We start from the raw sequence: 14262 nt of genomic DNA on the forward strand, positions 1-14262 counted from the left end.
ATCACAGATATTGTGACGGTGAGGTTTATTTTCAAGGTATTAAATAATTATGTAACGCATAGTGTAAGGAATTTTTGCGGCAACAACCAATAGCAAAACTATTTGTTTGAAGCACACTTAATATTTTTACGCTTTTTGAGCACTGTTTAAGCAATAAAATAGATTTATTACTATACGCATCATAGGCACCACAATAGAATTGAATGGCAACTTAAGAGGGAGACACCATGCGCGATCACCGTCCCACGTTAACGAAAGAGCTGATCAGCGATTCATCTCTGAAGAAAATACAGCAACATGCCACCGAGATCCTCGCTTTAAATAAAGTGCTCAATAAGTTGCTTCCTAAAGGAACGGCCGATCATGTCCGAGCCGCTAATGTGCGCGGTGGTCACTTAATCGTTGAAGTGGCCAGTGCATCAATAAAAATGAAGCTTGATTATGACCGATTACACATTTTGAATCAGTTACGCAACCAAGGATTTGCCAAATTGATCAGCATTGAGCTCAAGATAAACCCAGCGCTCTATCGTAATCGTGGTATGAAAGAAGAAAAAGAAACGGTCGCTCGCCCACCACTATCTGAAAATACGGCGCAAGCATTATTGATGGTGGCGAGTAGTGCTTCCCCTAAAGTCAAAAAACGTTTGGAAAATTTGGCGAAATTGGCTAGGCCCAAATAAGCGTCATCAATGAATTAGTACAAATAAAAAGGCCAGACAACTGTCTGGCCTTTTTATTTAAAAATTGCGATTAAGCGAGAACCATATTTGGTTCAGCAAACGCCACTGGAGAGCCAACTTCTTCTTCAAAAGTAGCCCATTCCCACGCCTCTTGGTCGGCTAAGACCGCACGCAGTAGCTGGTTATTTAAACCATGGCCTGATTTATAAGCACGGAACTCACCCACAATGGAATGACCACACATGTACAAGTCACCAATGGCATCCAATACTTTATGAGTGACAAACTCATTGGCAAAACGCAAACCTTCTTCATTAAGAATACGGTATTCATCTAATACGATGGCGCAATCAAAGCTACCACCTAAACAGAGGTTTTGCGATTGTAGGTACTCAATGTCACGCATGAAACCAAAAGTACGAGCTCTTGAAATTTCTTTGACGAAACCTTGCGAGGAAAAATCAAACACCATGCGTTGTTCATCAGAATCGATAGCAGGATGTTGAAAGTCAATCTCAAAATCCATACGAAAACCGTTATGGGGTACAAGTTCCGCCCACTTATCACCATCTTCAAATCGAACTGGTTTCTTAATTCGAATAAAACGTTTTGGTGTATTCAGCGTTTGAATGCCCGCTTGTTGTAGCAAGTAAACAAATGGGCTAGCACTACCATCCATAATAGGAATTTCAGGTGCGTCAACTTCGATGATAACGTTGTCGATTCCCATGCCCGCTAATGCTGCATTTAAGTGCTCAACAGTAGAGATACGAATACCTTCATCGTTGACCAAAGCAGTACATAGCATGGTATCGCGAACAGATTCAGGATCCGCAGGGAAGTCTACTGGAGGATTGACATCAGTACGGCGGTAAATGATCCCAGTGTTTGCAGCAGCAGGGCGAAGCGTTAATGTGACTTTACGACCAGAGTGTAAGCCCACCCCAGTTGTTTTCACTATTTCTTTCAGAGTTCGTTGTCTGATCATCTACTTGCCTCTATGTCAGTGCGACAAAACACGGTCGGTAAAGCACCGACCGCGAATGCTACCATAATTTTGAACAGTGTCAAATTATGTCTAATTGTTAATCAGCCTGACGACGTAAAAATGCTGGGATATCAAGATATCCATTTTCCTTATCTGCTTTCGGTGCCGTATTTTGGCTTGCACCGGAAGAAGATGAAACAGTTGACGACGATGCTGATTGCGGTTTCACTTCTGCTCTTTCTTGCAAAGGCTGTGCCGTTTTTTCTTCGATTTTCGCTGCTTGCTGAACCATTTGTGGTTGAACTGCTGGTGCGACTTTGGCTTTACCGCCTGCAACTAAAGTAATGTCTGGCTTTTTCTCATTGCCAATACCCGTTGCAACGACAGTCACGCGAATTTCGTCTGCCATATCAGGATCTAACGAAGTACCGATGACAACTGTCGCATTGTCAGAAGCAAACGCCTTAACAGTATTACCGACGGTTTCGAATTCGTCTAGTCGCATATCCAAACCAGCAGTAATATTGACCAACACGCCACGAGCGCCTGCAAGATCAATATCTTCCAAAAGAGGGCTAGAAATTGCCATCTCTGCCGCTTCTTCTGCACGATCTTCGCCGCGAGCTACTCCACTACCCATCATCGCGTGGCCCATTTCTGACATCACAGTACGTACGTCAGCAAAGTCCACGTTAATCATGCCTGGGCGTGTAATTAACTCTGCAATACCTTGCACTGCATTTTTAAGTACATCATTCGCACTCGCAAATGCTTCAAGTAAGGTAATACCACGACCTAACACTTTCAGTAGTTTTTCATTAGGAATGGTAATCAAAGAGTCAACGTGTTTTGACAACTCTTCAATACCTTGCTCAGCAAATGCCAAACGCTTTTTTCCTTCAAAACTGAAAGGTTTAGTGACAACCGCTACGGTTAAGATACCCAGTTCTTTGGCAACTTCTGCAATAACAGGAGCAGCACCTGTACCTGTACCACCGCCCATACCAGCTGCGATAAATACCATATCGGCACCCATCAGAACTTCTTTAATTCTTTCTCGGTCTTCTAGAGCTGCATCACGTCCAACTTGCGGGTTTGCACCAGCACCCAAACCTTTAGTGATATCACCACCAATTTGAATGACGCTACTTACGCTTGTTTTACGAAGTGCTTGCGCATCGGTATTGACACTGATGAATTCCACGCCTTCGATGGACTCACGCACCATGTGTTCAACAGCGTTACCGCCACCACCACCAACTCCAACGACTTTAATTACAGCATCGTCAGACATTTCCATCATCGGTTCAAACATGTGTTATCTCCGTTTTCCCTGCAACTCAGGTTAAAACTCTTTTTGTATCCAGTTACGCAAACGACCAATTAAGCTCGACATGGATTGGCGTTTCGGTTCGCTATATTCCGTGTCGTCATTAATTTGGCTCTCTTTCGCATAATGAAGTAAACCAACCGCCGTAGAATGATACGGCTCTTTTACGTAATCTGTAAGGCCACTCACCTCTAAAGGCTTGCCTACGCGAACTTGATTGCGGAAAACGCGTTCCGCACACTCAACCAAACCTTCAATTTGCGCAGCGCCGCCAGTTAAAACAACACCAGCCGCTAAATGGTGTTTAATACCATTTTTGCGCAATTTGTCTTGGACAGTATCTATAGTTTGGTTAACTAATCCCATTAATTCAGTGTAGCGAGGTTCAATCACTTCCGACAAGGTTTGTCTTTGCAAACTTCGCGAAGGTCTTCCTCCTACACTTGGGACGTTAACGGTATCATCCTTGCTTACCAATTCACTCAGCGCACAGCCATATTTTACTTTAATCTCTTCAGCATCACTGACTGGTGTGCCAAATGCAAAAGCAATATCACTGGTTACTGCGTTTCCTGCATAAGAAAACACTTCAGTATGTCGTAACGCACCACCGGTCCAGATAGCAACATCCATAGTGCCTGCGCCTATATCAATCACGCACACACCTAACTCTCGCTCATCTTCCGTAATAACTGCATTACTTGCCGCTAAACCAGAGTAAACCAGTTGTTCAACTTTTAAACCACAGCGTTCTACCGCTTTGATAATATTTCTCGCCATATCATTATGACAAGAAATAAGATGCACGCTCACTTCCATGCGCACACCTGATAAACCAAGCGGGTTTTTAATTCCCTCTTGGTAATCAATCGTAAATTCTTGAGGAATGACGTGCAATATTCTTTGCTCTTCCCCAATTTTTATTGATTTGGCGGTATGAATCGCTCGATCCATATCTTCTTGAGAAACTTCTTCATCCGAAATAGTTCCCATGCCTTTTTCAATACGGCTCGCAATATGTCGCCCAGATAGAGAGAGAAACACATTACTAATTTGGCATTCCGCCATTAATTCTGCTTGGTCAACCGCTCTTTGGACAGACTTAACGACCGATTCAAGATCGTTAACTCCCCCTTTATCCATCCCACGGGATGGGCTCGTACCAGCGCCAATAATATTAATTTGACCGTCAGGCAGTATTTCACCGACTAAAGCTGACACGGTGGCTGTGCCTATATCAAGACCAACAATAATGTTGTCATCAGCGGTCTTAGTCATTTTTACTCTCTTGTGCTTCTTGTTCAGGGAACCAACCTACTGCGGCTCCTGTATCATATCTAAGATCGATATAGCTAACTTGTTCAGCTTTATTACCTAAATTCTTATACAGCGAAATAAAACGTGCAACTCGCTCATCTAGTGATTCTTTACCTAACTCTAAGCGGATGCCATTATCTAAAATTATTTGCCACGCTCGACGATCGTTGAGTAACAGTGACGATATATTTAAGTTTAATGATTGAAACTTAGGGTTCGTTTTATTCCAAACATCCAGTACTTCGTGACTGGTCCCTTGCGGGCCATAAAGTTTCACTCTATCGCCGTTCAATTGACCAATATCACCATTAAATACCGTGCCATATCCGTCTAACAAAGCGTTGCCATTCCAAATCGCTACCGCTCTATACTCTGTCAGAAACACTTTTATTGTGTCAGGCCATTGTTTACGAATCGATGCATGGGCCACCCACGGGATGACCTGTACACTCGATTGAAGTACGTTAATATCTTGCGACATGAAAGTACCGATATGATCCAACTGAGCAAAAGCGCGCTGCACATCTAGCGAAGATACGTATTGCAAGTCACCTTGTAGAACAATTTTTGAAAGCGGTAGCCTCTGTTCGTCCCACATCCAACTAAGTGTTGAATAAATGAGTGAACTTATCAGCAACAACACCACAAATAAAAAAATAGCGCCAGCGGCGTGATCTTTTATGAGTGGCGAACGGGACACAGCTCGGCTTTCATCGAACACATTCATTAACAAAGCCTGATGTTCCTGTTTCTAAATCGCAATCGCATGCCCTATTTGGTTCACAATAGAGGTAAAAGCACTGACTTTAACCTCCGGATTATACTGAGGTCGCTGAAAGTATCAAACATTGAAAGTAATAAATCTGGACTGGATACCATGTTATTCAATATTGATACACAAATAAGCCATTTAAATTAAACCTGTTGCATTTTACTGATATTCAGTTCGAGTCCCGCTAAATGTTTCGCTACCTTGCCGATATCCCCAGCACCTTGCGTCAGCACGAGGTCACCATCTTGTAATACATTAGCCAGAATCGAAGGCAGTATGGTGCTGTCGGGAACAAAAATAGGATCGATTTTACCGCGACTGCGTATCGTTCGGCACAACGATCGACCATCGGCTCCCGCAATCGGCTTTTCTCCTGCGGCATAGACATCGAGCATGATCAGCACATCGACTTGCTCCAGTACATTGGCAAAATCATCATACAGATCGCGAGTTCGACTGTAGCGATGGGGTTGGAAAATCATCACTAGCCGTTTTTCTTGCCAGCCACTACGCGCCGCCTTAATAGTCACGCCCACCTCAGTCGGATGATGACCATAATCATCGACGAGCATCGCAACTCCATTGCCCGTATCAAACTCGCCCAGATGATCAAAACGACGTCCCGTACCTTGGGTGCTAGCCATCGCTTTTAAAATCGCTTCATCGCTGATGTCGTCTTCCGTTGCCACTGCAATAGCCGCGGAGGCATTAAGCGCATTATGACGACCTGGAATATTAAGCGTGATATCCAGATTGGCTCGTCCCTGTCTGACGACCGTAAACTGGCCTTGTTGCCCCTGCTGATGGTAATTCTCAATCCTGACATCTGCATCATCGGCAAAACCGTAGGTGATCACTTGACGGCTAATACGTGGAATGATTTCACGCACAACAGGATCATCAATACATAATATCGCCTGACCATAAAATGGCAGGTTGTGTAAGAAATCGATGAAGGTCTGTTTGAGCGTTTCAAAATCACCGCCATACGTATCCATGTGATCAGCTTCGATGTTGGTCACGATACTAACCATAGGCTGAAGATGAAGGAATGAAGCATCACTTTCGTCAGCTTCAGCAATCAAAATCCGACTTGAACCCAAACGCGCATTGGTGCCAGCGCTTTTGACTAACCCGCCATTAACAAACGTGGGATCTAAACCAGCCTCAGAATAAATTTGCGTAACCAATGCCGTAGTCGTTGTTTTACCATGCGTACCAGCCACCGCAATGCCATGACGAAAACGCATTAATTCCGCCAACATTTCTGCACGACGAACAATAGGAATGCGTCGCTCACGCGCCGCTTTCAGTTCAGGATTTAGCTCATCGATTGCAGTAGAGACTACCACCACGCTGGCGAGTTCAATATTAGTGGCTTGATGACCGATATAAATGATAGCCCCTTTACTTGCCAATCTTTCAGTCACAGGGTTGGAAGCGAGATCAGAGCCGGTAATTTGGTAGCCTTCATTGAGCAATACTTCTGCAATTCCGCTCATTCCCGCCCCACCAATACCGACAAAGTGAATACACTTGACGCGGCGCATCTCTGGCACCATGGCACGGATTTGAGCTAAATCTTGAGTATGTTTAATGGTCATGAAAAATTTCTCGTTATTGGGTAAGTGCGATGATAGCGTCGGCAACGACTTTATCAGCATCCAGTTGTGCGGCTGCACGCGCTTGTTGCGCCATCAACAGCAGATCATGACGCTCAAGAGAAGCAATCTCTTGCGCTAGTTTTTCTACTGTGAGCTGCGGCTGTTCAATCATTTTGGCCGCACCACAAGCGACTAAGTGATCCGCGTTAAGCGCTTGCTGTCGGTCTTTATGCATAAAAGGGATAAATATAGCGCCAACACCGGCCGCTGCCACTTCAGAAACCGTTAATGCTCCCGAGCGGCACACCAGTAAATCAGCCCACGCATAAGCGCCAGCCACATCCTCAATGAACTCAGTAACGTGTGCATTTTTGATCTGAAGCGCGCGATAAGCTTGCTCAACCGACTGTTGATTATTCTTGCCTGCTTGATGGCAAACTTGGTAATTATCGCCAAGCACAGCTAGTACGTCAGGCAAAGTTCGGTTGAGAATCTGCGCACCTTGGCTGCCGCCCATCACGAGAATGCGGATCGGTTCATTTCGCTCAGCAAAGCGTACTTGCGGCTCGGGTAATGTAGCGACATCTTGACGTACAGGGTTACCTACGACTTGCGCCTCAGTAAAGGCTCCAGGGAAGGCTTGAAATACGCGTTTGGCAATTTTCGAAAGCCAACGGTTGGTTAACCCTGCTACGGCATTTTGCTCGTGAAGCACAACGGGAATTCCCATAGACCACGCTGCCACGCCACCGGGGCCACTGACGTATCCGCCCATGCCGAGCACCGCATCAGGTTGCCACTGCTTCAAATAACGACGCGCTTGAAAAATCGCGTTCACAATTTGAAAAGGCGCTTTCAGCAAACGCCCTATGCCTTGGCCACGTAAACCTTTGACCTGAATAAAGTCGATCTCAATACCATGTTTAGGCACTAATTCTGCTTCCATCCGATCCGCAGTCCCTAGCCAGCGGATCTGCCAACCTTGTTGTTGGAGCTGTTTAGCCACAGCGAGACCGGGAAAAACATGTCCCCCCGTGCCACCAGCCATAACCATTAAACGTTTATTGTTTATCATTGGATTCTTTTTCTATAGACACTCGATTGCGATCTTTGAGTCGACATTCATGATCAATTCTCAATAAGATCGACACCGCAACCGACATAAATAATTAAGCTTGAACCGCCGTAACTGATCAAGGGCAGCGTTAGGCCCTTAGTCGGCACCATACCCGCAGCAGCACCCACATTGACGAGTGTTTGGAATGCAAACCAAATTCCAATACCAAAGGCCAAATAGCCACCAAATTGCTGATCATGCTCAAAGGCTTTTTTACCGATAAACACCGCTTTAAGCACCAGACTAAAAATCAGCAGTAGAACCAGTACAACGCCAACAAAACCGAGCTCTTCAGCCAGCACTGCAAATACGAAATCAGTGTGCGCTTCAGGTAAGTACTCTAGCTTTTGAATCGAGTTACCAAGCCCTTGACCAAACCACTCTCCACGACCAAAGGCCATCAAAGATTGAGTCAATTGATAACCGCTGCCAAACGGGTCTTCCCACGGGTCAAGAAATGAAGTCACACGGCGAATACGGTAAGGCTCTGCCGCAATCAGTGCGATTACCGCAACAATTCCAGCCACCATGAGCGCAATAAATTGTGACAGTTTGGCCCCAGCAATAAACAGCATACCAAACAGAGTCACCAGCATCACAACCACGGTTCCCAAATCTGGCTGACCAAGTAGCAAGATAGCCAAGGTTCCAAACACCATAATCGGTTTCATGAAACCACCAAAAAAGGTTTGCCTCACTTCATCTTGTTTACGAACTAAGTAACCAGCCATGAAAATAAACAGTGACAGTTTCGCGACCTCTGCTGGTTGCAGGTTAAATAACCCCAAAGGGATCCAACGCGAGGCACCATTGACCGATTTGCCCGCGAGCAAAACCACAATCAGCAGCATAAAAGAGACGCCAAGTAGCACCGAGCTGTATTGCATCCAACGTTTCATTGGCACTTGCAACACCACACTCGATGTCACGATAGCCAGCATCAAGAAAATGGCGTGACGAAACATAAAGTGAAACGGTTGATCCGTTAAACGCGAACTGATAGGAAACGAAGCCGATGTCACCATCACAAGCCCAGTCAGCATCAAACCTAAAGCAATCCATACCAATTGACGATCAAACAAGGCTTCAGGCGCTTGGCTCTGAAACCATTGACGAGTCATTTTGATGAGGCTTGAAAAGGACAAAATGCAATTTCCTGTTGATTAAGCGTAACGCTGCGCAAGCTCGGCAAAGGCGTCACCTCTGGCCATAAAGTTTTTAAACTGATCAAAACTGGCACAAGCAGGCGAAAGCATCACCATATCACCACGACGCAGCTGCGGTTTGATCGATACGATAATCTCTTCCATCGATGAATAAAACTGAGCCGATGGATGCAGTGGCATGAATTGCCCACCGTCAACGCCAAAACAGCACAGTTTTACGTTCAATGTTTTTAGTATCGGTGCTAATGGCGAGAAATCAGCGCCCTTGCCAACGCCCCCCACAAGCAGATACAAAGTCCCTTGGCAATTTAACCCCGACAACGCCGCTTGAGTGCTTGCGACATTGGTCGCTTTCGAGTCATTGACCCATTTTACGCCGTGATTATCAGCAACAACCTGACAACGATGTGTCAGCCCGCGGTAAGATTTCAATGCATCAAGCGCAGATGAGTAATCAACACCCGCCAAATCGAGCAGTGCGAGCACAGTGAGCACGTTAGCACTATTGTGTCGTCCCACTAAGCTGAGTTCTTCGCTTGCTAACAATGGCGTGCCTTTCGCCACTAAGAACGATTTGCCATCAATCATTTGCGTGCAATAGTCCGCGTCATGTTCAACGGAAAAACGTGCGATGTGACCTGAAAATGAGGGAGGTTCCGTCTGGCTATCATCGGCGTTCACGACCGCCGCTTGCGCATACTTAAAAATGCGCAATTTAGCTTGGCGATACGATTCCATACCATCGTAGCGATCCATATGATCTTCTGTCAGATTGAGAAAGGCAGCAGAGACGAGTTTTAAACTTGAGGTCGTTTCTAGCTGGAAGCTTGAGAGCTCCAGCACATAAAGATCGGCCTCTTGCTGAAGTAGATCTAAAGCAGGCACACCAATATTGCCGCCAACGGCAACCTTAACCCCAGCAGCTTTAGCAAGCACTCCGGTTAAATCCGTCACTGTGCTCTTGCCGTTGGCTCCTGTGATAGCGATAACAGGCTTATCCACCTGCCAAGCAAAGAGCTCAATATCGCCCACCACGGGAATATGTTGTGCTAACGCCTGTTGAATCTCTGGCGTAGCTAAAGCAATGCCCGGATTAGTAACAATCAGGTCAGCGTCAAATAACCAAGCTTTGTTCCAGCCGCCACAATGTAGCTCAACTTGCGAGCTTAAATGCTCTCGACCTGGCGGGTTTTCACGTGTGTCGATCACCTTAATCGTGAGCGAGCGATCTAGGCTCAAAAGGTAGTTAACCACCGAGAGGCCCGTCATACCCAGCCCCACGACCACCACATTATTAACAGTTTGCCAACGATCCATCTTCATTCCATTCAACACCGTTTTGCTCTATCACTAGCGCACTTTTAGTGTAGCCAAACCCACTAACACCAACACAATTGAGATAATCCAAAAACGGACGATCACGCGTGGTTCTGGCCAACCTTTCAATTCATAGTGGTGATGGATAGGGGCCATCCGGAAAATGCGTTGACCACGCAATTTGTAGGAACCGACTTGTAAAATCACCGACAAGGTTTCCATCACAAAAACGCCGCCCATGATCACTAACACAAACTCTTGACGAACCAACACCGCAATTGTACCGAGTGCACCACCTAGAGCGAGTGAACCCACATCGCCCATAAAGACTTGCGCAGGATAAGTGTTGAACCACAGAAAACCTAAACCGGCCCCCACAATTGCAGTACACACCACCACCAACTCTGAGGCATAAGGAACATAAGGAATATGCAGATAACTGGCGAAATTGACGTTCCCAGTTGCCCATGCAATCACAGCAAAACCGGCAGCAACCAAAACGGTCGGCATAATGGCTAAACCATCTAGACCATCGGTTAAATTCACCGCGTTACTGGTACCGACGATGACAAAGTAGGTCAGCACAATGTAGAGTAAGCCTAGTTGCGGCATCACATCTTTAAAGAAAGGCACTACAAGCTGAGTAGCTGCTGTATCGTTGCCATGTGCATAGAGAGCAAACGCCACTATCAACGCAATGGCCGACTGCCAAAAGTATTTCCAGCGTGCGATCAATCCATCACTGTTTTTACGCACCACTTTGCGATAATCATCCACAAAACCGACGACGCCATAACCAAGCAGCACCGCGAGTACAGCCCACACGTAAGGGTTTGAGAGATCAGTCCACAGCAGTACGGTAATAATGATAGAGGCGAGGATCATCACTCCGCCCATGGTTGGCGTACCGCGCTTACTAAAATGTGATTCTGGACCGTCGTTACGCACTACTTGACCAATTTGCAGTAGTTGCAAACGTTTAATCAAGCGCGGCCCCATCCATAACGACAGAGCAAGTGCGGTTAAAATACTGACGATGGCCCGAAATGAGAGATATTCGAACAGACGAAAAAAAGAGAAGTATGGCTGGAGTAGATCCGCGAGCCAAATAATCATGAGTATTTCTCCTTAAGAGCAGCCACAATTTTACTCATACCCGCACTGTTTGCACCTTTGACAAGTAAGGTATGAGACTCTTGATCGAATTGTGATAATTGCTGCTCGATATAAGCAATCATGTCCGCATGGCTTTCAAAATGGAGGCCATGGCATAGGTCACTGATCACTTTTGCATCGCGACCGTAAGTAAGGACATAGTCAAACTGGAATGGTGCAGCATGTTCACCGACTTGACGATGAAGTGCAAGGCTTTCATCGCCCAACTCAGCCATATTACCTAAAATTAACCAACGCCTTGCAGAGAAAGTGTTAAGTAGATCAACCGCCGCTTTCATCGCTGGAACACTGGCATTGTAACTGTCATCAATCAGTTTCACAGTCGAGCTCAATTGGGTGACATCAACACGCCCTTTCACCTGAGCTAGATGCGCAAGTCCGTACTGCACCTCTTCAAGATTCGCCCCCAACTCAATGGCTAATGCCGCCGCCGCCAACGCATTGGAAACGTTATGTTCACCCACAATATTGAGCCCAATATCAATATGACCGACGGGTGTGATCATTTCAAACTGGGCTTCACCTTGTTCATTAAGCCTAATACCACGGGCGTAAAAATCTGCCATTTGACGGCTAGAAAAGGTTTTAACGGTTTTGTCCACTAAAATAGCGCTCCACCGCTCACCACCGTGGCTTTCTAAATTAATAATGGCTGTCGAACCTGAAGCAAGGCCTTGATAAATTTCACCTTTCGCCTGTTTTACGCCCTCAATTGAGCCAAAACCTTCCAGATGCGCCGCGGCAACATTGTTCACTAATGCGACATCCGGCTTCACTAAAGAGGTGGTATAAGCAATTTCACCAATATGGTTCGCCCCTAACTCAATCACCGCATACGCATCATTAAGATCAGAGCGAAGCAGAGTGAGCGGCACGCCGATATCATTATTAAAATTGCCAGCAGTAAAGAGCACGCGCCCTTTGGCTGATAAAATATTTGCCACCATTTCTTTGACTGTGGTTTTACCACAACTGCCTGTAATCGCAGCGGTCGGTGTTTGACACTGTTGGTGAACCCAAGCGCCAAGCTGGCCTAACGCCTGTTTGGTGTCGGTGACCACCAGTTGAGGAACCGAAACTGCCAAGGGGCGCTGAACCAATAACGCCTTTGCACCAGACGCAACCGCTTGTGCAGCAAACTCATGAGCATCAAATTTATCACCGACCAAGGCAACAAAGAGCGCACCGGGTTTGATTTGACGTGTGTCGGTCGAGACCTCAGACACGGTGACATCACAACCAACCAATTGTGCCTGCAAAACGTGCGTCAATTGCTGTAAAGAGACTTCTATCATGCACTTATCTCCAGTAAAGTTTGCGCCGTTTCGCGATCCGAATAGTGAATAGTTTGATGGGCCATCACTTGATAATCTTCATGCCCTTTGCCTGCCAATAAAATGATGTCTTGCTGTTCAGCATGTTGCAGGGCGTATTGCACGGCAGCGTAACGATTGTGTTCAACGTGTGCGCGACTTGCAAACTCAAGCCCTGCCACCATATCTTGCACAATGTCTGCCGGTTTTTCGCTACGAGGGTTATCGTCGGTCAAAATGACCTTATCGGCGCAGCGCTCTGCAATTTCGGCCATCATCGGGCGTTTGCCTTTATCACGGTCGCCACCACAACCAAAAATCGCCCATAGCTGACCTTGGCAATGAACGCGAAGTGCTAGTAGTGCTTTTTCCAAAGCATCAGGCGTGTGTGCATAATCGACGACGATCTTCGCACGATTTGGCGCTTGAAAGAGCTCCATTCGCCCTAAGACCGGCTGCAGTTGAGAAGCCGTTGTCATCAAGGCTTGTTTATCAAAACCTAAAGTCAGCATAGAGGCAAAAGCGAGTAGAAGATTGCTGGCGTTAAATTCGCCAATCAACGGCACGCTCAATTCACCTTGACCATAGTAGCCGTCGAAGGTTAATGAAATACCATTATCACTGTAAGAGACCGAACTCGCCCACAGCGCTTTAGCGCATTGCGGTTGCTGCTTTAAAGAGACGGCAATCGGTGCTTTCAGCTGTGCTAACCAACTCGCACCCACCGCATCGTCGGCATTAATGACAGCGTGTTGGCAGTGATGAGCGGTAAATAAGGAGAGCTTTGCTTTGGCGTACTCTTCCATGGTGCCATGATAATCGAGATGATCGCGGCTTAAGTTAGAAAACACGCCCACAGCGAACTTCAGTGCTTGAACTCGCCCTTGAACTAATCCGTGCGAAGAGACTTCCAGCGCAGTATAGCGAGCGCCCTGCTGCGCTAATTGATAGAGTGTTTCTTGGACCTCAATGGCATTACCTGTGGTATTGGCGGCAGGCTGTAAATGGTTGAGAAAACCATTCCCCGTAGTACCCAGCACCGCCGCTTTCTCGCCTAACAAGTCAATCCACTGCGCGATTAATTGAGTAATGGTGGTTTTACCGTTGGTTCCCGTAACCCCAATCAACGTACTGGTCTTCGAGCGGTAAAGCCGCGATGCCAGTTGAGATAGATGTTGGTTTAGATCAGCAAGGTAAATCACTAACACGCCATTGACGGTAGCCATACTACCATGCAGATACTGCTCACACGCTTGAGCCAATACCAGATTCGCCCCAGCTTGAGTGGCGCTATCAATAAACTGCCTTCCGTCGATGGTATGGCCGACCACTGCAATAAAGGTATCATTGGGTGATATTTTACGGCTATCGAGCACTAAACGAGTCACCGACAACGTTGAAATAGAATGGCCATCGAGGTCAAGCCAAGGGGCGATGAGATCTTGTAAACACATACTCGGCGTCATTGTGCTTCTCTCT

The 14262-nt window shown here is 46.4% G+C and carries 11 protein-coding genes and 1 pseudogene; 1 reads left to right on the plus strand and 11 read right to left on the minus strand.

The window, feature by feature from the left end; all coding sequences use genetic code 11:
* Positions 1-227: 227 nt before the first annotated feature.
* A complete protein-coding gene (locus tag B9J84_RS06920) occupies positions 228-683 on the plus strand; it encodes a DUF721 domain-containing protein (RefSeq protein ID WP_017046518.1) in 456 nt (151 codons plus the stop codon).
* A gap of 70 nt (positions 684-753) precedes the next feature.
* Here B9J84_RS06920 and lpxC read toward each other — a convergent pair whose 3' ends face one another.
* The 11 genes and pseudogenes from lpxC to murE form a co-directional block, all read right to left on the minus strand.
* Entirely contained in the window at positions 754-1671 is a 918-nt protein-coding gene (gene lpxC, locus B9J84_RS06925) for a UDP-3-O-acyl-N-acetylglucosamine deacetylase (RefSeq protein ID WP_010317993.1), read from the minus strand.
* 97 nt (positions 1672-1768) lie between these two features.
* The gene (gene ftsZ, locus B9J84_RS06930) at positions 1769-2986 is read right to left on the minus strand and encodes a cell division protein FtsZ (protein ID WP_017042647.1); all 1218 of its coding nucleotides are present in this window, start codon (positions 2984-2986) and stop codon (positions 1769-1771) included.
* A 30-nt stretch (positions 2987-3016) separates the two neighbouring features.
* The gene (ftsA, locus tag B9J84_RS06935; RefSeq protein ID WP_010317995.1) at positions 3017-4279 is read right to left on the minus strand and encodes a cell division protein FtsA; all 1263 of its coding nucleotides are present in this window, start codon (positions 4277-4279) and stop codon (positions 3017-3019) included.
* Positions 4272-5045: a cell division protein FtsQ/DivIB gene (locus tag B9J84_RS06940; RefSeq protein ID WP_088718004.1), complete on the minus strand. Its 774-nt coding sequence runs from the start codon at positions 5043-5045 to the stop codon at positions 4272-4274. Before B9J84_RS06940 ends, ftsA begins: the two co-directional genes overlap by 8 nt.
* Positions 5046-5233: 188 nt before the next feature.
* Positions 5234-6694 (minus strand): UDP-N-acetylmuramate--L-alanine ligase, encoded by a 1461-nt coding sequence (gene murC, locus B9J84_RS06945; RefSeq protein ID WP_013856083.1) that lies wholly within the window; start codon positions 6692-6694, stop codon positions 5234-5236.
* Between the two features lie 13 nt (positions 6695-6707).
* The gene (gene murG, locus B9J84_RS06950; RefSeq protein ID WP_088732836.1) at positions 6708-7769 is read right to left on the minus strand and encodes an undecaprenyldiphospho-muramoylpentapeptide beta-N-acetylglucosaminyltransferase; all 1062 of its coding nucleotides are present in this window, start codon (positions 7767-7769) and stop codon (positions 6708-6710) included.
* Positions 7756-8932: pseudogene (gene ftsW, locus B9J84_RS06955) on the minus strand (cell division protein FtsW). Before ftsW ends, murG begins: the two are co-directional and overlap by 14 nt.
* 42 nt (positions 8933-8974) lie before the next feature.
* On the minus strand, positions 8975-10312 hold the full coding sequence (murD, locus tag B9J84_RS06960; protein ID WP_094123834.1) for a UDP-N-acetylmuramoyl-L-alanine--D-glutamate ligase: 1338 nt from the start codon (positions 10310-10312) through the stop codon (positions 8975-8977).
* 15 nt (positions 10313-10327) lie between these two features.
* Positions 10328-11410 carry a phospho-N-acetylmuramoyl-pentapeptide-transferase gene (mraY, locus tag B9J84_RS06965; protein ID WP_017046513.1) on the minus strand — a complete coding sequence of 361 codons (1083 nt, stop codon included), beginning with the start codon at positions 11408-11410 and terminating at the stop codon, positions 10328-10330.
* Positions 11407-12765 (minus strand): UDP-N-acetylmuramoyl-tripeptide--D-alanyl-D-alanine ligase, encoded by a 1359-nt coding sequence (murF, locus tag B9J84_RS06970; protein ID WP_094123835.1) that lies wholly within the window; start codon positions 12763-12765, stop codon positions 11407-11409. The genes mraY and murF overlap by 4 nt, the downstream gene beginning before the upstream one ends.
* Positions 12762-14249 carry a UDP-N-acetylmuramoyl-L-alanyl-D-glutamate--2,6-diaminopimelate ligase gene (murE, locus tag B9J84_RS06975; RefSeq protein WP_094123836.1) on the minus strand — a complete coding sequence of 496 codons (1488 nt, stop codon included), beginning with the start codon at positions 14247-14249 and terminating at the stop codon, positions 12762-12764. The genes murF and murE overlap by 4 nt, the downstream gene beginning before the upstream one ends.
* Positions 14250-14262 lie beyond the last annotated feature (13 nt).

Origin of the sequence: Vibrio sp. V03_P4A6T147, from assembly GCF_002241085.1 — a bacterium.
In the GTDB taxonomy this organism is placed as follows: Bacteria; Pseudomonadota; Gammaproteobacteria; order Enterobacterales; family Vibrionaceae; genus Vibrio; species Vibrio anguillarum.

Excerpts from the sequence above, each read along its gene's own strand:
- murG (WP_088732836.1), bottom strand. The coding sequence starts at position 7,769 with ATGATAAACAATAAACGTTTAATGGTTATGGCTGGTGGCACGGGGGGA.
- mraY (WP_017046513.1), bottom strand. The coding sequence starts at position 11,410 with ATGATTATTTGGCTCGCGGATCTACTCCAGCCATACTTCTCTTTTTTT.
- murF (WP_094123835.1), bottom strand. The coding sequence starts at position 12,765 with ATGATAGAAGTCTCTTTACAGCAATTGACGCACGTTTTGCAGGCACAA.
- B9J84_RS06920 (WP_017046518.1), top strand. The coding sequence starts at position 228 with ATGCGCGATCACCGTCCCACGTTAACGAAAGAGCTGATCAGCGATTCA.
- lpxC (WP_010317993.1), bottom strand. The coding sequence starts at position 1,671 with ATGATCAGACAACGAACTCTGAAAGAAATAGTGAAAACAACTGGGGTG.
- murE (WP_094123836.1), bottom strand. The coding sequence starts at position 14,249 with ATGACGCCGAGTATGTGTTTACAAGATCTCATCGCCCCTTGGCTTGAC.
- murC (WP_013856083.1), bottom strand. The coding sequence starts at position 6,694 with ATGACCATTAAACATACTCAAGATTTAGCTCAAATCCGTGCCATGGTG.
- B9J84_RS06940 (WP_088718004.1), bottom strand. The coding sequence starts at position 5,045 with ATGAATGTGTTCGATGAAAGCCGAGCTGTGTCCCGTTCGCCACTCATA.
- ftsA (WP_010317995.1), bottom strand. The coding sequence starts at position 4,279 with ATGACTAAGACCGCTGATGACAACATTATTGTTGGTCTTGATATAGGC.
- ftsZ (WP_017042647.1), bottom strand. The coding sequence starts at position 2,986 with ATGTTTGAACCGATGATGGAAATGTCTGACGATGCTGTAATTAAAGTC.